This is a genomic window from Salinivibrio sp. IB282, from assembly GCF_001995685.1.
In the GTDB taxonomy this organism is placed as follows: Bacteria; Pseudomonadota; Gammaproteobacteria; order Enterobacterales; family Vibrionaceae; genus Salinivibrio; species Salinivibrio kushneri.
The window spans coordinates 1-21,157 of sequence record NZ_MUET01000038.1; the positions used below are offsets into that span (position 1 = coordinate 1).

At 48.6% G+C, this 21,157-nt stretch carries 19 protein-coding genes; 8 read left to right on the forward strand and 11 right to left on the reverse strand.

The genetic code is table 11. The features are described 5' to 3' along the window. Nucleotides 1-105 precede the first annotated feature (105 nt). On the forward strand, nucleotides 106-2,025 hold the full coding sequence (locus tag BZG14_RS09180) for a putative bifunctional diguanylate cyclase/phosphodiesterase (protein WP_077485183.1): 1,920 nt from the start codon (nucleotides 106-108) through the stop codon (nucleotides 2,023-2,025). Here the strand turns inward: BZG14_RS09180 and BZG14_RS09185 are convergent. From BZG14_RS09185 to BZG14_RS09195, 3 genes are all read right to left on the reverse strand, one after another. After that, the gene (locus BZG14_RS09185; protein ID WP_069360943.1) at nucleotides 2,022-3,380 is read right to left on the reverse strand and encodes a hypothetical protein; all 1,359 of its coding nucleotides are present in this window, start codon (nucleotides 3,378-3,380) and stop codon (nucleotides 2,022-2,024) included. The genes BZG14_RS09180 and BZG14_RS09185 overlap by 4 nt on opposite strands. Before the next feature lie 328 nt (nucleotides 3,381-3,708). Further along, entirely contained in the window at nucleotides 3,709-4,200 is a 492-nt protein-coding gene (locus BZG14_RS09190) for a SixA phosphatase family protein (protein WP_069360942.1), read from the reverse strand. A 70-nt stretch (nucleotides 4,201-4,270) separates the two neighbouring features. Further along, nucleotides 4,271-5,215, reverse strand: coding sequence for a chemotaxis protein CheV (locus BZG14_RS09195; RefSeq protein WP_077608591.1), 945 nt, complete (start codon nucleotides 5,213-5,215; stop codon nucleotides 4,271-4,273). Between the two features lie 430 nt (nucleotides 5,216-5,645). On the opposite strand from BZG14_RS09195, the gene BZG14_RS09200 reads away from it, so the two are divergent. From BZG14_RS09200 to BZG14_RS16100, 5 genes are all read left to right on the forward strand, one after another. Further along, a complete protein-coding gene (locus BZG14_RS09200; protein WP_069360940.1) occupies nucleotides 5,646-6,575 on the forward strand; it encodes a chemotaxis protein CheV in 930 nt (309 codons plus the stop codon). A 276-nt stretch (nucleotides 6,576-6,851) separates the two neighbouring features. Then, nucleotides 6,852-7,157: a DUF496 family protein gene (locus BZG14_RS09205; protein ID WP_025744875.1), complete on the forward strand. Its 306-nt coding sequence runs from the start codon at nucleotides 6,852-6,854 to the stop codon at nucleotides 7,155-7,157. A 370-nt stretch (nucleotides 7,158-7,527) separates the two neighbouring features. Further along, entirely contained in the window at nucleotides 7,528-9,762 is a 2,235-nt protein-coding gene (locus BZG14_RS09210) for a TonB-dependent receptor (RefSeq protein ID WP_077608592.1), read from the forward strand. Nucleotides 9,763-9,872: 110 nt separating this feature from the next. Beyond that, nucleotides 9,873-10,127 carry a hypothetical protein gene (locus BZG14_RS16095; RefSeq protein WP_443508820.1) on the forward strand — a complete coding sequence of 85 codons (255 nt, stop codon included), beginning with the start codon at nucleotides 9,873-9,875 and terminating at the stop codon, nucleotides 10,125-10,127. Next, nucleotides 10,109-10,552, forward strand: a complete 444-nt coding sequence (locus BZG14_RS16100; protein ID WP_443508822.1) for a hypothetical protein — start codon at nucleotides 10,109-10,111, stop codon at nucleotides 10,550-10,552. The genes BZG14_RS16095 and BZG14_RS16100 overlap by 19 nt, the downstream gene beginning before the upstream one ends. A gap of 5 nt (nucleotides 10,553-10,557) precedes the next feature. Here BZG14_RS16100 and BZG14_RS09220 read toward each other — a convergent pair whose 3' ends face one another. The 6 genes from BZG14_RS09220 to BZG14_RS09240 all read right to left on the reverse strand — a co-directional run bounded on the left by BZG14_RS09220 (nucleotide 10,558) and on the right by BZG14_RS09240 (nucleotide 17,358). After that, nucleotides 10,558-11,700: an HDOD domain-containing protein gene (locus BZG14_RS09220; RefSeq protein WP_077608593.1), complete on the reverse strand. Its 1,143-nt coding sequence runs from the start codon at nucleotides 11,698-11,700 to the stop codon at nucleotides 10,558-10,560. Nucleotides 11,701-11,972: 272 nt separating this feature from the next. Beyond that, entirely contained in the window at nucleotides 11,973-12,602 is a 630-nt protein-coding gene (locus BZG14_RS15685; RefSeq protein WP_198532044.1) for an endonuclease/exonuclease/phosphatase family protein, read from the reverse strand. Then, a complete protein-coding gene (locus tag BZG14_RS15690; RefSeq protein WP_198532045.1) occupies nucleotides 12,559-12,987 on the reverse strand; it encodes a hypothetical protein in 429 nt (142 codons plus the stop codon). The genes BZG14_RS15685 and BZG14_RS15690 overlap by 44 nt, the downstream gene beginning before the upstream one ends. A 151-nt stretch (nucleotides 12,988-13,138) precedes the next feature. Then, complete coding sequence (locus BZG14_RS09230) at nucleotides 13,139-15,406, reverse strand: response regulator (protein ID WP_077608594.1); 2,268 nt, start codon at nucleotides 15,404-15,406, stop codon at nucleotides 13,139-13,141. Nucleotides 15,407-15,630: 224 nt separating this feature from the next. Further along, entirely contained in the window at nucleotides 15,631-16,716 is a 1,086-nt protein-coding gene (hppD, locus tag BZG14_RS09235; RefSeq protein ID WP_069360933.1) for a 4-hydroxyphenylpyruvate dioxygenase, read from the reverse strand. A gap of 297 nt (nucleotides 16,717-17,013) precedes the next feature. Further along, nucleotides 17,014-17,358: a hypothetical protein gene (locus tag BZG14_RS09240; protein WP_077485168.1), complete on the reverse strand. Its 345-nt coding sequence runs from the start codon at nucleotides 17,356-17,358 to the stop codon at nucleotides 17,014-17,016. A 208-nt stretch (nucleotides 17,359-17,566) separates the two neighbouring features. Here BZG14_RS09240 and fabG point away from each other — a divergent pair, with 208 nt between their 5' ends. Next, a complete protein-coding gene (fabG, locus tag BZG14_RS09245; protein WP_077485165.1) occupies nucleotides 17,567-18,298 on the forward strand; it encodes a 3-oxoacyl-ACP reductase FabG in 732 nt (243 codons plus the stop codon). Between the two features lie 33 nt (nucleotides 18,299-18,331). Next, the gene (locus tag BZG14_RS09250; protein WP_077608595.1) at nucleotides 18,332-19,039 is read left to right on the forward strand and encodes an SDR family oxidoreductase; all 708 of its coding nucleotides are present in this window, start codon (nucleotides 18,332-18,334) and stop codon (nucleotides 19,037-19,039) included. Nucleotides 19,040-19,071: 32 nt separating this feature from the next. On the opposite strand, the gene BZG14_RS09255 is transcribed toward BZG14_RS09250, so the two are convergent. After that, complete coding sequence (locus BZG14_RS09255) at nucleotides 19,072-19,761, reverse strand: hypothetical protein (protein ID WP_077608596.1); 690 nt, start codon at nucleotides 19,759-19,761, stop codon at nucleotides 19,072-19,074. Nucleotides 19,762-19,957: 196 nt separating this feature from the next. Further along, a complete protein-coding gene (locus tag BZG14_RS09260) occupies nucleotides 19,958-21,154 on the reverse strand; it encodes an acetate/propionate family kinase (RefSeq protein WP_198532046.1) in 1,197 nt (398 codons plus the stop codon). Nucleotides 21,155-21,157 lie beyond the last annotated feature (3 nt).

A 21,157-nucleotide genomic window follows, 5' to 3' on the forward strand; every position in this document is an offset into this window, starting at 1 on the left:
ACAACGGACTGATGGGCTCAATCCCGGTTTTTGCCTGCACCACGAGCCTCTAGACCAAACCACAAATTTGCTAGGCAACACACAGTAGTAAAGGATTGTAACGGCATGGTCAAGCGCCCTCTTATTGGTTTCATCATTTTTGTATTTACCACTTTAGCCTTCGCGGCCGGGGCGCTTTACCAGTTTCACAATGCCTACGCAAGGCAAGCCCTTCATACCCAATTGTCCGCATGGGCACTCGCACAAATGGAGCTCGAAACCTTAGAATTCCGTAATGAGCTTGCCTTGTACCTCGCCACCGCATCAGATAAACAGTCTCTTATCCTCTCTTATGACATCTTGTGGAGTCGCTATGATACGTTTTTAAGTAGCCAAGAAGCCGCGCCCATGCGCCGGGCCTTTGATGCTGAGCCTGTGGTGCAGCGCGCGTTTCGTTTAATTCAGCAATATGAGCAAGCGGTATTGAATGGTAACAGTCAGCGGCTAGAAGCCCTTCTGCATGAGATGGATATTGTTCTACCGCAAGTGCGTAACCTGATGGTGAATAACTTCACCGGCCCTGCCGCTATCGAGCAGCGCGCGTTTTTACAGCACCAGTTACAAACCATGTATGCGGCCATTTTTATACTGATGGTGTTGTTGATACTGTTTGCCTATCGCCTCTACCGTAACAGCAGCAAGCAACAGAAAATGGCATGGCACGACAGTCTTACCGGTCTACCCAATCGTAACTATCTGCTGGAATACCTCTACAAAGCCGCTGATAAAAAACAAATACATACCTTGTTATTGATCGATGTTCGCCGTTTTAAAGACATAAACGATCTGATGGGCTATGAGCAAGGCGATCTCGCGCTGACGCAGTTAGCCAATGAGCTGAAAAGCATGTGCTTGCCCTACGGCTATCCTTGCGCACGGATCAGCAGCAACGAATTTGCGGTTCTCGCATACACCGATAATCGCCAACTGAGCTTTTTTACTCAACCTTTGTGCAACGCGCTGCGAAGCACGATCGACAGTGTCTATCCCGGCCATCGATTAGCGGTAGCCATTGGTGTCGCCAAGAGCCTCGATTTGGATGATAATGTCATCAGGAATCACCGCCAGTTTGCCAACCAGCTACTTAACAACGCCGATCTCGCCCTGATGAAGGCCAAGAAAGCGCCTGTGACACAAGATAGTGTTGATATCTTCAAAGCGGAATATGAGCAAGAAGCCAAGCAACGTCGTCAATTACGCGATGAACTCAAGGCGCACCTCGACGACCCCTATCAAGATGCACTCTATGTATTGTTCCAGCCCATAGTGGCGGCGACGTCAACACGCCTTGGCTGTGAGTGTTTGATTCGTTGGGACCATGCTGAATTTGGCCCCATAAACCCAGCCCTCATCATCAATATCGCCGAAGAATCAGGCCTGGGTCGGGCACTAGGCGCTTGGCTTTTGCGCCAAGTCTATTTGGCATTAAACACCGAATGGCAGACCATCAATGAACGTATTGATATCGCCATCAATCTCTCCGATTCATTTTTCAACGAGTCCTTAATTGCCGATGTCATCACTGTCTTTTCTGACCACCCCGAGCAACGTAAACAACTGATTTTTGAGGTGACAGAGACGATGACCATTGAAGATATGGGCCGCTTCAATCTGTTGATGAATCAACTGCGCGATGTAGGTATTCGGATCGCACTGGATGATTTCGGCACCGGTTGGTCATCCATGTCCGTACTCAGCCATCTGAATTTTGATAAAGTCAAAATTGATCGCTCGTTTGTCACCGGCATGGCCCATACATCGCGCCAGCATGTGCTGGTAGATACCATTTGTTATATGGCACACCAACTCGGTATTCGCGTGGTCGCCGAAGGCGTCGAAACACAAGAGCAACTCACCAGTCTAAAACAGATGGGCGTCGATGAATTTCAAGGCTACTTCTTCGCCAAACCGCTATCGGCGCTAGACTTTTATGCGTTCTGCATCGATCACTTAAATCATCAAGACAGGGAGTTGATTAATGATTAATCAAACACTTCTTCAATGTCGACCACTTTTGAACGGTTAACCGTAATTTTCCAACGCTGATATACCGTCGGCTGCCCTTTTATCCGCTGACAACTAACCAGGTTAAATTGATGCCGCTTCTCTACCGAGTCTTTGAGTACCTGACCTTCATTGAGCCGGTATAAGCGCTGACTACCGCGATCCATAAGGCGAGAAAAAGAACGGAAGTCAAACTTCCACACGTCACGGGTGGTGTCATAGCCCGACAAAAAACGGGTCGTCTCGAGCTGTGTCTTCACTTTCAGCCTCACCACCGCTTCTTCTCGTTGACGAAGTTTACCACGCCGCAGTTTTTTCACTTCATCTGGCAGAGCAGCATAATCAATATAATCTAGCCACTCTAACTGCCGACCTATTTGTCGATTGGATGTAGGATCAATAAAGCGCTTTCGCCACTTGGGACGTCCTTTACGAATCCAGCGCCACAACGCATCACGTAGGTCATCTTTAAAGATCTCCCGCAACGCATACACACCCGCCATCGCCAACACGAACGATAACGTAATCTCGCCTAAGTATTGGCGTGCACGCACAATAACGGTAGTGACAAATAGCATCACAAACGCCGTCGCAGTGGCTTTAGCCAGTTTGTTTAGGTTTTTGCCCAGCGCCTGCGGCACTTGGCGAATCGTCACGGGAAACTCAATCAAACGGCGCGCAAGGCGCATCTTATTAACCATACGAGTGGGATCGCGGCGCGCTTTATCCGAGTTATAACGGTTGACGAGACGGTGCGCCTCTTCGGCTTGGCACAATTCAATCAATTGCTGGCGTACATCCTTGTAGACGTTTCCACGCGGCATATGGGCCAATAACGACAGAAAACGTTGTTCCGTTAACCAAGATAAATAATTATCTATATTATGGTAATACTTGAGTAGCTTGGTGTTTTGCGGTTTGTAGCGCCGGAGTCGTCGCAAAATCTCCACCGCCATCTCTATCGTGTCTTCTAATTGCTCTAGCGCCTGTTCATCCTCGAGCCCAGAAACGGATTCAAAAAAATCATGCGTCGCTTTTTCGAGCGATAGCGCATACTGATACGCATAGAGACTCAAACTGACTCGATATTGTTCGGTTGGCAGTTTGTCACGACTAGCCAGGCGAGCATGTACCAAGGGCAGATGATAACGAGACGTAAAATACGTCCGACTATTGGTGAGAACACGGTAATAGAATTCATCTTCAGACAGCACATGCTTACCAAACTTAAGCTCACCAGGGACAAAGAGATAAAACTCAACTTCTTGGGCACTGACTTCCTCGTTGAGTACAGCCACCCTAACTGATAAGCCCTCATGTTTGTCTACCGTGATCACGACTGCTCTCCTGTGAACGCCAATAAAGTTGCTACCAAGCGGATCCCCCATCATACCCATGCGGTCAAGGTGTTACGAGTATCGCACATTTATCGCAACACGAGTGAAAAACCGCCATATAGACAGCATTAAGCTGTTCGTTTTTTAGTCAATCGATCGTGTTGGGGTTGCTTTCCACGACTCACGTGCATTGCCGCGATTGCTTACAAAGAAATTAACGGGGTTATCCACAGATACAGTAGATAACTTTGCCCTCACAGCGCTAAATATAGTTTAGGTCGCACAATATCTAGTATGCATATGACGTCATCCTCTCCCAGATCCTAAACTAACCGCGAAGTCGCTTGGGCCAGTCGAGAAAACAAAGCTGTGCATGCGTATTCGCGACCTCTGTCCAATGTTCGACCGGATACTGCACCACAGCCACCCCTGACGTCGGTAAATTATCCTTAGTCATCCCCACGCCATATAGGTAATCGTTTAGTGCGGGGTTATGGCCAATAATCATCGCCACATCGTGCTCTAACTCAAGTGCTTGGATGGTATGAATGATTGCCGATGCATGCTCACTGTATAGCTTTTCCTCTAAAACAATGGGCGGCTTGTCGGCAAGCGTTTGTGCCACCAGCACGGCAGTGTCTTTTGCCCGTTGCGCGGTGCTGGTCACAATCGTTTGCGGCTGATGCAGCCACGCGTTCAAGCGCTCCGCCATTTGTGGCGCTTGCCGAAATCCTCTCGGGTTGAGCGGACGCGCGTGATCATCAAGGCTAGGATCATCCCAACTGGATTTTGCATGGCGCATGAGAAATACCGTTTTCATCGTCTCCCTCCTTGTTCAATAAAAAAAGCGAGCCACGGCTCGCTTTTGTTCACACGGGTGCCTAGGCGGTTTAACTCGCCACAACTTGGCGTAAACGCTCCTGCACCACATTAACCAACAGGTCGGGCTGGAATTTAGAGATAAACTGATTACAGCCCACTTTCTCWACCATTGCCTCATTGAAGCTCCCGCTTAATGAGGTGTTCAATGCAATGTATAAATCACTCATCCGGCTATCAGAGCGCACTYCATGCGTCAGTTTATAACCGTCCATTTCCGGCATTTCCGCGTCAGTGATCATCAGCAAAATTTCGTCACTCACGTTTTTACCTTCATCGCACCAACTCTTCAGCAAATGCAGTGCTTCCGCACCATTTTTTTTAATGATGCACTCGACACCAAACTGCGACAAGGTTTCACTAACCTGCGCCCGCGCCGTCGATGAGTCATCAACAACCAGGACTCGCTGTCCCGCCATATAAGGGGTCAAGTGGGGGTCGAGGACATCTTCAGAAACGCCAACTTCATACGCAACGATCTCAGCCAGTACTTTTTCCACATCGACAATTTCCACTAAACGCGTTTGCCCGTCAAAGTCTTGGCGAGTAATGGCCGTTAAGTAATTATTGCGCCCTGAACTGGAAGGCGGCTCCATGATCTCATCCCAGCCCATGTTTTTGATATTGATCACCTGCCCAACGAGGAATGCTTGGATAGTGCGGTTATATTCAGTCACGATAACGTTACACTCATCCGACATGCCTATCGATCCCATGCCGATGGACTGGCGTAGGTCAATCACCGGAATAGATTTGCCACGAATCATGGCAACGCCACGAATATTAGGATGCGATCCAGGCATTTGGTTGAGCTTTGGCACTTTAATGACTTCACGTACTTTAAACACGTTGATGGCAAAAGGTTGGGTAGAGCCAAGGTAAAACATTAAAAGCTCGAGGCGGTTTTCACCCACCAATCGTGTCCGCGAATCTACCGAATCTAAAATATTGGTCATAGTCTACTCAACCGTCGTGTTACTGCTCATTCGCATTTATCCGGACACGTAAACCCTTGCTAACGTGCCTCAATGTTGGGGGGCTTTTGTGTCGCGTTGCACTGTGACTTCACGTCCCGTGACAAAAAGCGTGTGTCTTTCTTATTTTAGGTAAGATACAGCCACAGGCAACCTCTTTGCGTAAGGTGACGCCTAAATGACTGGCTCACCGAGTCTATATCTTTCGCTATCTTAGCAAAAGGCATGGCTAAAAAGCGTGGTATACACCACGTTTAAATGAGACTATCAATAAGTGTCAAATATGAGACAATAGCAGGCAAAAGTTTTATCTTTTCGCCCGTTAGCCCTATCCTTGGGGGTAAGAATAGGTGATCAAAGACAACACTGTTACCATACTCAAAAGAATGACGATAACACGCAGAGTGATGCTATGAAGAGCAAAGCGAATCAAGCACAAGGCATGTTGATGTTCCGCCTTACCGCCACCCAATCTTTCGCGATTGGGACGCTAAAGGTACGAGAAATCATCCCCTTTCAGCCGCTCACGGATTTGCCGGGATCTCACCCAACGGTGATCGGAACCACTAGCTTCCGTGGCATCGCCACCCCTGTCATTGATATGGCAAAAGCGATTGGCTACAAACCCGTTGCTAAGTCAGAATGGGAGTCTTGCTACATTATCGTGACCGACTGTCAGCGTCGGGTGATGGGCTTTTTGGTACGTGGTATCGATAAAATCAGCGAGTGCGACTGGCGCTCTATTTCCGAGCCCCCTGAAACCTTGGGAACACGTGCTTTTTTAACCGGGGTGATGCACATCGACGATAAGCTGGTGCAGCTTCTCGATGTGGAGTACATCATGGAACACATTTTCCCCTCTGCGCCTGATAAATTACACCCCATCCTGGCTGACGTGGATCGTGAAAAGCTTAAACCGATGAATATCCTCTTGGTGGATGATTCACTGACCGCTAGGCGACAGCTTTCAGAGGCACTCGACAGTATCAATATTCCTTATTTTGTCACCAACAATGGCCTAGAAGCGCTGCAAATGATGAAAAATGCCGCCTCAGCCGGCAAGCCATTTGATATCATTGTCAGCGATATCGAAATGCCTGGGATTGATGGCTATGAGTTAGCGTTTGAAATCCGCAGCGATGATAAACTCGCCGAGGCGTATCTTATCCTCCATACCTCATTATCGAGTGATATCAGTGTTGATCGTGCGAAACAAGTCGGGGCGCACGAAGCACTGACGAAATTCGATGCCACTGAGCTGGTACAGGCCATGTTGCGCGGCGCAATGATGAAAACATCGGGCTCATCGGTCAAGCTCGAAGGCAGTCCAACCGATTACTAAGGGTATGACCGCATTATCGGTGAGCCTTGATATGTGTCATGACACTGTCAATGCTCGCCTGTTATCGTTGCCACCATCAATTAGCGAAGAAGGTAGGGTGACGGTTTAGCCAGCTGAATGGGGTTGTTGATAAACAGGCCTCACCATGTCTTTTCTTCACCCGCCTGTTTTATTCAAGTGTTTAAAAACTCCCCACTTCAAGCGCAAAAAGACTGGGTTTGCCGCAGCGCTTGTGGTTTAATTTTTTCATACTTCAAAAAATAGAAGGCGACTACTATGACCAGCGTATACGAGATTGTTAAGCACTCACGACAAAAGAACAAATTGAAGCGCGAAATCCAGGACAACGACAAGAAAATCCGCGACAACCAAAAGCGGGTGGTGTTGTTAGAAAACTTGCTCGACTACATCCAGCCTGAGATGTCGTATGAGGAAATCGTTGAGATCATCAAAAACATGAAAGGCGATTATGAAGATCGCGTTGATGACCACATCATCAAAAATGCGGAGATCTCTAAGCAGCGCCGTGAAATCAGCCGCACTATCAAAGAGTTAACCAAGCAAAGTAAGAGCGGTAAGTAATTCCGCGAGCACAAAACAACAAAAGGTCTACGAGTCAGTAGACCTTTTTGATAAGCCTCCTAGCTTCCCTCGCTTCCCCACACGAAAACGCCTGACCTCATTGATGCGCCACCGTACCTCTGAGCACTGATATCTATCAGAACAATCTTTATTAATCCCTTACATTTACTACGCCTTTTATACGTTATTTTTCAACAATTTAGGTGAAATATGGCAATTCGGTTATCAATGTATTGACAACGTTAGCAAAGATCAATAATCATAATGATATCCATTATCATTTGATTTTGGAGTTAAGGTAGTGACGAAGAAGTACTGCAGGGACGCAGCCTCATCATGCCCTGCAGGGTTGTGACGTATAAGGATAATTATGAACACCATAAAAGCAGTCGGCTTTTCACTCTCGCCGCTGGCGTTAGTGATCAGCGCCCATCTCGCCCATGCCGCCCCTTCTGCGGCCAATACCGAAACCATCATTGTAACCGGTAGTAAGATTCAAACGACCATCGCCGATTCCGCCAGCACTAACTGGGTGATCACCAATGAAGAGTTAACCCGTGAAATTCAAGGCGGTGAGTCATTAAAAGGCGCGCTCGGGAAGCTGATCCCAAGCTTTGACTTTGGCAGCACCAACGCACGCACCAACGCCTCACAGAATTTACGTGGCCGCAGCGCGCAAATCATGATTGATGGCGTTGCTCTGAATGCCGCTCGCACCATCAGCCGCCAGCTGGATAGTATCGACCCCTTTAATGTTGCGCGTGTTGAGGTACTATCAGGCGCGACCTCCATTTATGGCGCAGGCGCAACCGGCGGTATTATCAATATCATCACCAAACGCGGTGAAGCGGGCGATGCGCAACTCGAGGTGCAGACTGGCGTCACCACTGGGTTTAACAACAGCGACGATCTCACCAAGCAAGCCGCGGTCGCGGTCTCCGGCGGCAGTGATAGCTTGCAAGGGCGCTTGTCAGTAGCGTATGAAGGCAAAGGCGCGGCCTACGACGGCAATGGCGATCCTATTCTGCCCGATGTGACCCAAACCGATACCCAATTTAATGACAGCATTGATGTGATGGGTAGCCTCGATTACCGCCCTGATGACGAACAGCACCTTTCCCTAACCGCGCAATACTATGACAGTCAGCAGGATACGGATTATGGGATTGATTACGGGCCTAAAATCAGTATTAATAACAAAAAGATTACTGTATTTTCTGGCTTATTAGATTCTAATAAACTCAAGCGTTCAGAAGGGCTAGAGCTTGACGAACAACCTTTCACTGAACGTATGCTGCTCAACGCTCAATATAGTAATGTTGATTTACTGAATCATTCATTACTTGCGCAAGTTTACTATCGTGAAGAAACTTTTGGATATTTCCCATATCCCAGATTAGTTGGCGACACTTTCACCAAGAGTGCGTCAGAGCAGAGCAATAGCGTTCTCGGTGCAAAGTTATTATTAGAGAAGGAGTTGGGAGCTTTCACACTCAACTATGGTGTCGATTATAGTCACGAAGAGTTTGATGCGTTCCAGCGTGTTTATGACCCTGACACTAGCTATGCTAGCAATGGCCTTGAGTTCAAACATATAGGGGATATAGGCCGCTATCCCGACTTTACGACCCAAAATGCAGGCATTTTTGCGCAAGCGGATTGGACCGTTAACGATAAGCTCAATGCCTTTGCCGGATTACGCTATCAGTACACCAAATATAAAGGCGATGACTTTATCGGTTTTGCTGAGCAAGCGAAAATACTCGTTGGTCCACTCAAGAGCGCAGATACTATCCCCGGTGGTACGACGGATAAAGATATTTGGCTTGCGAATGCGGGACTCAAGTATGACCTGACCGACAACCAACAAGTGTGGGCTAACTTTAGCCAGGGCTTTAATATGCCCGATCCGGGAAAATTTTATGGGCAGGCCGATTACAATAAAACCGGAAATCATGACGGAAACTATGTGAGTGTATCCAACACGCCGCTCGACGGTGCAAAAACGAACTCCTTTGAGCTCGGTTGGCGTACCCAGCAACAAGACTACAATGCGCAGCTTGCAGCGTATTACTCCCTATCTGATAAAACCTACAAGTACAAAGGCGCTGATTTAGAATTAAATAGCAACAAAAAGCGTATTTATGGTTTGGAAGGGCAAATCAAATACTACCTCACAGATAGCTGGTATAGCCGTGCACAGGGTCACTTAGTGCAAAGCGAAACCAAGCACAATGGTAGCTGGGATGAGCTTAGTATCTACAATGCCAGCCCTTCTACCGCGATGGTAGCAGTGGGTTACGATAACTTCGATTGGGGCACCGAGCTCAACCTCCAGCATGTCGGCGATTTGTCGGACGAAGCAGGATATAAACTAGAAGGTTACGAGTTAGTCGGCCTTAATGGTTACTATACCTTGCCAGTCGGCCAGATTAACTTTGGTATCCAAAACCTACTTGATAAGCAATATCAAACCATTTGGAGCCGCAAAGCACAAAACGCCTACAGTGAACAGCCTGAACCATCGAAACAAACTGCCGCTGCACTGTTTGACTACGCCGGCGTTGGCCGCACCTTTAGCTTGAGCTACAGCGCCACGTTCTAATTATGTTCCTTTTCGCGCCCAGTCCTCGCTGGGCGCCTTTTCTTCCAATGTGTTTCAACCATAGTTGCACCACAACATTGCCCAGTAAGCCGTGTCTGTAAGGAGTTGTGATGACACACCCTAAAAGCGCGAAACAAACCGCCAGGTGGCAACTGATCACTTTGACCTTGATTGCGGCTTTGATGGGCATCGGTCAGAACGGACTCTTGGTCTCGCTCCCCCTACTGGTGGCGCAAAGTGGCTTTTCACTGTCGACATGGGCAGTGATTATTGCTGTAGGAAGCGTGTTATTTCTCCCTGCCGCGCCATTTTGGGACGGATCAGCGACCAATATGGTCCTAAGTTTGTGGTCCTGCAAGCACTAACCGGCATGGCGATTAGCTTCGCGTTATTGCTCGCAGCGACACTGGGCGCACAGAGCAGCGCTAACCCATGGCCTTGGTTGGCGCTTGCGGTACTGGCTCGGGTGATCTACGGCTTAACGGTCGCAGGGATGGTGCCTGCTAATCAGCATTGGGCCGTGTTACTCGCCGGTGAGGCGCGTCGTATGCAAGCGATCACCTCCATCAGTATTGGCTTAAGCCTCGGCCGATTAGCTGGCCCGTTGATTGCCTCGGCAGTGCTAGTGTTCAGCCCCTACGCGTCACTGGCGTTAATGCTATTACTGCCACTATTAGGAGCAATCGCTGTCAGCATGATGCCTCACTGCGCGGGTAAAAAATATCCTTCACGAGCCCCTTACATGTTTATGCTATATGCACAGGAAAAACGCCGTCATATTACGATCTGACGCACTCAGATCGTCTCTTTATACGATTGAGTAAAAAAAGCGCCGATATTGGCCGACCAAGACTGTAAAAGCTTGGCTTTGTCGATATCGTTCGCATTAATCCACTGACGGCAGTAATGCAACAGCGCCCCATCCTTGGTGCGCTCACTGTCAGGGGACAATGGGATGGCACCACTTGCGAGCACAATCTCTGCAAACTCATAGTCATAGCCCCACAAAATAATGATATAACTCGAGACGACGAGCGCGGTATCAAAACGAACGGGTAAATCGCAAATGGGATTGTAGCCATTGTCACGACAGCCAAGCTCTCGCGCCATTAGCTCCCCTAACGCAGACAACACTGATGCAAGATACAAACGCTCTGCGCGCGCTTTGTCATACCCGAGGAATAGCCCCAGCGACTTACTCACATTAGCCAGTTCAATATGTTCATCCACCACCGCATAGTGTTCTTGGGTGGACAAGTGCTTAAAGGCATTATGTCCCACCATTGTCGCGGCAATTGACTCGACCGATTGAATGCCCAATCGATTTATCGCTGTCTCTAGTGACCATGTTCGGTTTCGAAAGCCCAAATAAGCAGAATTAGCAAGCTGTAAAAGTCGGGCAACTAAGGGAGGCTCTTCACTGACCACTCGTGCAATTTGTTCCATGTCCGAATCGGGATCATTAATCGTGGCACGTAAACGGCGCACACAGTCAGGCAAGACGGGGAAGTCCTCAATACCGACCAACCGGTTACGCGTTTCAGCATCAATCGGCAACTTATGGAGACGCTCAACACTATTCAGCACATTATTGAAGTCATCTTCAGAGAAGGGTTTGGGTAAGACGAAGTGCACACTGGGCGTTGCTAATTCAGTAATTTTTTGGCGTGTGTTCCCTGTTATCAGCGCACGTATCGTACCCGGGAAGCGTGCCCTAACTTGGTCTAATAATGCATCCCCTTTGAGCTTGGACATCAAGAGAGCACTGATCACCAAAGACGGGGGCTGATCATCTAATAGGCCTTTCTCCCACTGGGTAGGATCCTTGATCAAGCTGATAGCCCAACTTGGTTTCAAGCGGCGAATCTCCCGACCAATCGCCTTTAATGTGAGTTCGTCATCGTCAACATAGATGATATGGAAACGCGGCCTAGTCATGCTTCCCTCGTCTTCTGATCGTTGTCCTCAAGCCCCTTAACACTATCGCTAGGTCGCCAATAAGAGAATCATCAACGCCTCGGCGTGTCCCTATGAAGCGTTATCCAAGATGAGATGCCCAGCGATCCTTTCAATAAGCGTAGTCCAAAATTCCAGACTGTCTTGGGCTAAGCGCAGAAATAAGCCGTGTCTCGCTGACGTTTATGGAGGGTGGGGAAAGCGGGCTCAACATGGTTAAGCCCGATATCAATGCGATCTATCAAGCGCTGAAATTATTCAAATTCAAACTGTACCATGACCGGATAGTGATCAGAGAGTTCATTGTAGTAACCATCATGATAGGTTTGTCCAGCCGCTTGCGGCCACTCGCCTTCAAGGTAGTCCCAATACCAACGGTCGTTAGCGGTTAACTGTACCACCTGCATCTCAGGTTGATTGGCGGGCACGGCATGATCACGGCTCCACAAAATATAATCTAGCGTGGTGTTGTAGTTAAGGTCATAGTCAAAGTGATACGCGTTCGCTTTCGTAAACCAATTGTGTTTGGCAGAAAAAGACGTTACTTCCGGTTCAGTGAAGCGTAATGCGCCATTTAAGGCCGCTTTCATGTCTTTAATTTCATCTTGGCGGCTCCACTCCACATTCATATCACCACCAATAATGACGGGCTCGTCAGCCGGGATCGCCGCCTTTTCGATAAAGTCTTTAATTTCACCTAGCTGACCCAGACGCACTTGGTGCTCCTCATCAGACATCCCATCATGCGTGGCTTGTAAATGGGTGCCAATCAGGTGAAAGATCTCACCGTTTTTATCAATATTGGCATACGCAAAACCTTTGTTGGCTTGGTAGTCCCAGCTACCTTTCAGGCTGTGATGATAAACGTGCGCTTTCTGAGTCAAAATGGGGTACTTGGAGAGAATCGTCACGCCGCCACGCACGACAAATAAAGAATTGGAGCAATCCCCAGTCAGCGCATCCCAACCTTCTCCGCTGCAGTCTTGTCCGACATTCGGTATTCGGTGTTTGATAAGGGTACAGGCTTGCAAGCTGATTCATCGCTTGCTCAGCTTCAGCGTTGAAGGCCTCGCTCACCAAGATCACATCAGGCTGCGTGTCCATGTCGGCAATGGCTTGCGGCAGACGGGCTGCACGCTCAGCTTGATCCCAGTCTTGTAGGTTGCTTAGTTGCATAATGTTATACGCCATAACATTAAGCTGACCCGCATGCGCACTGAGACTAAGCAGCAACGCCGCCGCCGTTGAGAGCAGTTTATTGATTTTCATGTTTCCTCTTTTCGTTTTGCTTTCTAATTGTTATCGGTGTTTCGCCCACCAAAAGATTAGAAGCCTAACGAAAATCGTTTGAATCGCCCCAGTATTTGTTTCCTTTTTCTGATATTTTTGTAACTAATATCACGTTCCTTGTATTACGCCATTAATGCGTCACTAAGTAGGTTTGCGAGGTAAAGGTATGTTTTCTCAGCATGGTCGCAAGCTCATGCTGCCTAACAGGTTTGGCAATATAATCATCCATCCCCGCGGCTAAGCACGCTTCCTTGTCTTCCGTTGTCGCATTCGCGGTCAGTGCAATAATGGGGGTTCGGTTAAAGCGTGATTCTTGTGCCCGGATGTGTTCAGCGGCTTGATAACCGTCCATCACAGGCATTTGACAATCCATGAAAATCGCATCAAAAGGTTGGCTTTTCCATAGCGCTAACGCCTGCTCACCATCGGCAGCCGAACGGACATGTACCCCTAGCTGAGTCAATATCGCCTCAGTCACTCGTTGGTTAACTTTGGAATCTTCCACGACTAAGACATGCAACCCAGCCAGTGAGGTGCCTTTTCCGGTAGAGCGTACGACCCCCAGTGTCGGTTGTCGCTGTTGTAAGATCCGCACCAAATGCGCTTTTAAGTCATTAAATTGGTAGGGACGGCCTAAGTAACCCTCTATGCCTGAGCGTTCAATCCGCGGCTTATCTAATGCATCAGGCGCCGCCGTTAACATCATGATCGCAGGACTTTTATCTGCAAATGTAGCAATGATCTGTTCTGCCAAGCGAAAGCCATCCATTTTGGGCATCACTTTATCGAGTAAAATCACTTTAAAGGGATAGTGGCTATCCAGGCGTTCGCGAATTAAAGGGATCACGTCATCCGGGTGCATGCAGCATGTAACCTKGCAACCAAGGTTGCTCAATTGTGCCGTGGTGATGCGCATGTTTAAACGACTATCGTCTACCAATAACATCGGCGCACCGGCAAAAAGATAAGCCTCGACCGGCGTGGCTAAAGGAATATCCGCACACTCAAAACGCACGGTAAACGTAAATAGACTGCCCACATTCACTTCACTGTTGAGGGTGATTCGCCCCCCCATTAAATTGACAATTTGCTGTGAGATCGCAAGCCCCAGCCCTGTGCCTCGAGCGGCGGCGGTTAAAGAATCACCTTGTTCAAACTTACCAAAAATACGGCTTTGTTCTTCAACGGGAATGCCTGGCCCGGTATCGCTCACTTCAAAACGCAGCACACTGGCGGTATCCTCGTCGCTCACTTGCTTGATAGAGACAACCACCTCTCCACGCTCAGTAAACTTGATTGCATTACCCACCAAATTAATCATCACTTGGCGTAATCGCGGTGCATCGCCGATCAACAATGGGGAAATATCAGCGTCTATCTCGCAGCGAAAGGCGAGTTGCTTTTCCTTGGCACGAAGAATGAACAGGTTCTCGAGATCTTTTCCTAACTCAAATATATTGAGTTCTAATGGTTCCAACTCTAACTTACCTGCTTCGATTTTAGAGAAATCGAGGATGTCGTTAATGATATCTAATAACGACATCGACGACGTTTCTAACATCTCGACAAACTCTTGTTGCTCGTCATTTAAGCGTGTGCTCTTTAACAGTGAGGCCATCCCAATAATGCCGTTCATTGGTGTGCGGATCTCATGGCTCATATTGGCCAAAAACTCGCTTTTCTTTTGACYGGCCTTTTCAGCGTCGTGCTTCGCGTCCTCTAGCTGCGTCAGTTGTTGCCCTAGCGCTGTGATCATGGCGTTATAACGCGTTTCAAAACCCCGCCAATGATGAAATTGGCGTGGAACCTGAATCGGTGTGGGTATGCCATTCTCCCACTGGTTAACTTGCTGGTGTAGCGCCAATAACGGCCTATCTAAGTGGCGGCGCACAATCCACATAGAGCTGATAATTCCCAATCCTGACACCGCCAACCATCCAAGAAAAACCCACTGGGCACTATCACCAAAATAGGCGTTTAACGCCGTGTAATTTGACGCCACCTCAAGTTGCCCAAGGGTATACTCGTTCCCCTCGTCGGTTGCAATTAACGACCAACGCTTTTGCAACGACTGTGCAGCAGGCTCCACGCCGCGCTCAATTAACGAGCCATCGGCATCATATACATGGATATAGTCAATCTCAGGTTGGGCGATGAGCTGCTCTATCTGTTGCTCAAAAGCTTGCGTTTCCACACGCCATAGATGCCCAGTCATCGCACTGACATCTCTGTTGCCTACCTGTTGCAAGGCGCGCTCGACATCTGCTTTGTGCGTTTGGTAATCGCCCAGCAGAAGAAGCGCCGTAAACAGTGCAGTCAGTACGATCCAGCTTAAGGCTAGCTTGGTAACGATTCCCGCAGAAAGCGAAGGGCGTGTCAGGGGGCTACCTACCTTCATAATCACCTTTTTAGTGGCAAAGCTTCTCTGCTAATCATAGAGTCTAATCTTGTTTTGGGCGAGAAATGTCCTAGTTAGTAGGCGAAAAAGGACAAAAAAGGCGCTCCCAAGGGAGCGCCTGCCACACGCAATGTCTACAAATAATGACACGCTACCGATTGGAGTCAGTTTATCCGGATAACCCGTATCGCTGCCCCAAGCGGGTTTGTTATATGCCGTTTCAGTTAGTCCAGTACACCACGACGCATTTGATCCAGCTCGATAGACTCGAACAGGGCTTTAAAGTTACCTTCGCCAAAGCCTTGGTTACCCTTACGTTGGATAATTTCAAAGAAGACCGGCCCAATAACAGTATTGGTGAAAATTTGCAGCAAGATGCCGCTGTCTACGTCACCGTCAATCAATACACGGGTGTCACGCAACTCGTCGATGCTTTCTTCATGGCCGTTGACACGCTCGTTGATTTTCTCATAGTAGGTGTCCGGCGTATCCATGAATGCCATACCTCGTTGACGTAACGTCCGCACGGTTTGGTAGATGTTGTCGGTGGTCATGGCGATATGCTGGATCCCCTCACCGTTGTACTCTTTCAAGTACTCTGCAATCTGTGACTTGTCATCACTTGACTCATTGATGGGAATACGGATTTTTCCGCAAGGCGCGGTCAGAGCACGTGACTTTAGCCCAGTCTTTTTGCCTTCAATGTCAAAAAACCGGATCTCTTTGAAGTTGGCAATACGCTCGTAAAAGTCAGCCCACACGTCCATGTTGCCAATATCCACGTTATGGGTTAAATGGTCGATGACTTTCAATCCTGCATCCGCTTCTTTCAGGCGCGATTGCCAATCTGGATAAAAGTCAAAATCGACTTCATAAATACTTTGGTCGCCATAGCGGTCGACAAAGTAAAGCAATGAATCACCAATGCCGTATACCGCGGGAATACTAAGCTCCATTGGACCGATGTTTGGTTCAACCACTTTGGCGCCTTGTTTAGCCGCATACGCAATCGCGTGTACCGCATCTTGAACGCGAAACGCCATGGCGTTGACACTCGCACCGTGCTGCTTGGCAAAGCCTTGCGCTTGTGATTCAGGCTCACCGTTGACGATAAAGTTAGTGTCTCCCTGACGATACAACCAAACATCCTTGTGTTTGTGTTTGGCAATTTCGGCAAAACCCATCAGTGAGAACAAATTTTTAAGCGCATCAATCCCCGCTTGATCGGGCGCTGTGTATTCGACGAACTCAAATCCATCTGTGCCCAATGGATTAATCGTTTTGACAGGTGCTTGCATGGTTGACGTCATAATCGCTTCCTCCTTGTGTGTAGCATTAGAGATAGCATTAGACGGTGATTGGGACTAGAGAAGACAGGCGGACAACAGGTTAACTAATTGTTAACCCATGGTGTCACTTATACTGAACAGTGAGAGAAAAAGGCTGATAGCCGCGTTTTATTAGGGATTTAAGCCAATTAGAAGTGTAAAGAATAGCGACCAACACCCTGCTTTGTTTTACATTTTTGCAACGCAAGATAAAAACCACACAGCAAAGACACAAACGCCGCCCAGAGGCGGCGACCAAAAAGCGGGCGGATGAAAGGATTACACCTTGAGGCTATAACTATTTTGCTGGCCATTGGGTGTGATGGTTTTTTGCACTTGATCCATCAACGCTTGTTGCTGTTGGTTATAGGCATCAGCGCGCGTTTTCTGCGCTTCTTGTTCCGCAACACGATCAATGAGAGCTTGATAATCACGCTTATCCTCACGCTGCTCGCCCGATGCAGCGGCTTCTTTTTGCTCTTCCCGCTCTTTACGGATCAGCTCGGCACGCTCTTGCACGCCCATCGAGTTATTGAGACCGCCATTGACCTGGTCATCTTGACGATCGCGCTGGCGCTGCATGTATTGCTGCGCTAAAGGTTGCGAATTGATTGACGTCGGCATAGGTCCTCTCTCGAACACGGTGACAACTTGATTAAATTTTAGCCTATACGCCCACAAATTGATATCTCTATTTACTATAGAGGATGTCACCACTGGCCTAGTTGTTGCACGTTATCTCACGTTGGCCGTGAGATACCAACGCAGAAGCAGGGGCTTAGGTGACCCAACGCCCAAGAAAATCACGATGAATATAATGAGGAGAAACACCATGCTGACCGGTAAACACTGTGTCATTACAGGTGCCGCACAAGGGATTGGCCGCGCGATTGTTGAAACCTTTGTTGAGCAAGGCGCTACCAAAATTTATGCACTAGATAGGAATATTAACAACATGCAAGACTGGCAGACGCATGCGGTTATCGTGCCCGTCGCGCTGGATGTTTGCGATCAAGACGCTGTCGCGAATTGGGTGCAGACCCTGCACCAACAACACGCAGTGATCGATATACTGGTGAACAATGCTGGCATCACCCGAGACAACCTACTCACCAAAATGAGCGAAAGTGACTGGGACGCGGTCATTGACGTTAACCTAAAAGGCGTCTTTACCATGACACAAGCGATCGCGCCACTGATGATAGCGCAAGAGAAAGGCGCGATTGTGAGCTTGTCTTCCGTCGTCGGCACCGATGGTAATATTGGTCAAACCAACTACGCGGCATCAAAAGGTGGCGTGATAGCCATGACCAAAACCTGGTCAAAAGAGCTTGCCCGTCATGGGGCACAAATACGCGCTAACTGCGTGGCCCCCGGTTTTATTGAAACGCCCATGACAGCAAACTTACCCGATAAAGTCATTGAGATGATGAAAGGAAAAACCCCGCTGGGACGAATGGGCACCGCCCAAGACATCGCCAATGCGATCAGCTTTCTCGCCAGTGATAACGCGAGCTTTATCACAGGGCAGACGCTTAAAGTCGACGGGGGATTAGTCATATAATAGTGGAACCAAATCAGCCACTATGAGGCAACAATGACGCCAACACTCCTTATCACAGGCGCAAACCGTGGAATTGGTCTAGCGCTCACCGAGTTGTACCTTGAGCACGGTTGGCAGGTGATTGCCTGCTGCCGCTTCCCCGGCTCTGCGCCTCACTTAATGACATTAAAAAACCGCTACGCAACACTCACCACGCACGGACTGGATGTAACGGATCATACCGCAATACAGCATCTTGCCTCACAGCTTAGCGASACACCTATCCATTTGCTGATCAATAATGCTGGACTTTATGGCCCCAAAGGCTATCAATTCGGTGAAGTGGACACAGCCGCATGGCGCGACGTGCTGGAGGTCAATACCATCGCACCACTGGTTATCGCTGAACATTTCACCCCGCATCTTGAAAAGGCAAGCCAAAGTGGCCATACACCCATTTTTGCTTTCTTGTCCTCAAAAGTCGGGAGCATGAGTGATAACCAATCAGGTGGCGGGTATATTTATCGAAGTTCAAAAGCCGCGCTCAATGCTGTGATCAAAAGCCTATCTATTGACCTGCGAAGTAAAGGCATTCGTTCGATTGCTCTCCACCCTGGTTGGGTACAAACGCACATGGGTGGACCCAATGCCCTGATTGATACCGCCACATCGGCACAAGGACTAAAACATGTGCTCGATACCCTCACGGACAGTCAGAACGGCAACTTTATCGATTATCAAGGCCAAGACATCGGCTGGTAAGGGGCGAGGCGGTGATTGCACCGCCTCGTTAATTAGATAGGGAAGAACGTCATCGACGCCATACTGTGCACAACCTGATTGATATTACGGTTGGTGCTGTCTGCCACCATCACCGCCATCATATCTTGAATAATGATCATCTGACTCAGTAAGCGTTCGTAGCTATAATTGGGCACCCCATTTTTGCCCATGCCATTACTCAGCAACAGCAGTTGGCCGTTGTCGTCCTTTTCATTATTCAACAACCAAGCGATCTTCTCTAGGTTTCGCGCACTGTTATAGAGTTTTTGTTGATCAATATCATCGAGCAAAAAAAACTCAAGTTGATGATTATAGCTGGCACTGATCATGCCAGTAACACCAGCCATCAGCGCAAACACGCGGTCGCCCTCAAATTCACTTGAAAAGGCTAAAGGCAACAGCGCGATACCATCCATTCCCCCTAGCTCTCGAAAGCCATTGTCAGGGCGCTCCGTTGTCATCAATTGCGACACACGCTTTTCAATGGTCATGCCAGGCACTTTTTTAAGCTCGCGCGGGTTGCGCTTATATAACTTCACGATGAGCGCTTCGCTGAGATCACGAATTTCAGCAATGTGAATATCGGTAATTAAATCCATGTCTGACTTGGCCAGATTTTTAATATCAAATGGCCGACCAAGCTTTTGCGCGCAACCTGTGAGGCTAAGCAATAACACGCTCATCCATACCCAGCGCATCATAACAACATCCTTGCATCCTCTAACTCGGCGCTAGCATAACGATTTACGCCCGCTCGGTGCACTCCTAGAAAAAATCTTGTATGGAATATCACACTTTTAGCGTCTAACGGGCGCTGCAATCATCAATTCACGTTGAACCGTTTTGAGCCAATATCTCCTCCCATTGGCGGCAAACAACGCAAAGAAACGATAATCATCACAGCATCGCGGCGCAATCAGCGGCAATAACACGCTCTTCATCAGTGGGGATCACCCACACACCGATCTGACTATCCGATGCGGATATACAGGCTTGATTGGCTTGATTGGCCGACGCATCCAAGCGCATGCCTAGCCAATCACACTGTGACACCACGCGCTCGCGCACAGGTGCAGCATGCTCGCCAATCCCAGCAGTGAACACCAGATGATCGACACCGCCCATTGCCGCACATAGGCTACCGATTTCTCGCGCAATTCGATAACAATAGTGCGCTATCGCCTGTTTGGCTCTGGGTTTATCACTGCATAATAAAGTGCGCATATCACTGCTGATCCCGGATAAGCCTAATAGACCCGACTCTTTATACAAAAGTGTGCTGACGTCGTCGGGTGTCATTCCTTCTTCGGTGATCAGGTGCAGCACCAATCCCGCATCAATGGCGCCACTTCGCGTGCCCATGGGTAAGCCTTCAAGCGCAGTGAACCCCATGGTGGAAGCCACACTTTGTCCGGCTTGGATGGCACACAGGCTCGCACCATTGCCTAAGTGTGCCACCAGCACCTTAGACTCAGGCTCAAAGTCAGGGATCACTTCGGGTAAGCAACGCGAGATGAAATCATAGGACAAGCCATGGAAACCATAACGTTGAAAGCCTCTATCATACATCGAGTAAGGAAGGGCAAATTGTCGTGCTTCCAACGGCTGCTGCGCGTGGAACGCAGTATCGAAACAGGCAATCTGACGCATACCAGGCAACCGAGCTTGCAAGACTTTGATCGGAGCCAAGCTGTACGGTTGATGAAGGGGAGCCAGTGGCGTTAATGCTTCTAACAATTTAACAGTGCGTTCATCAAGGTCAGTGGACTGTTTGAAATAAGTGCCACCGTGAACCACACGATGGCCAACCGCAACGAGGTTATCAAGCAGGCTTTGTTGTTCCAGCCAAGTCAACAGTGAAAGCATCGCTGCTTGGTGATCCTGCGCCTGCGCTGGCGGCGGTGTATAAGCTGCTGTCTCCCCCTCAACAAATACCGCACATTGCTCAGTGCCTAGGCCCGAGAACTGACCACGAAATTGCAGGCTAAGCGCTTGGTCAGCAACGGGCTTCCCTTTGCACACTGTCTTTGTGTCGAATAGCGCAAATTTCAAACTCGACGAGCCACTGTTGAGTACCAGAATATTTGCCATCATCAC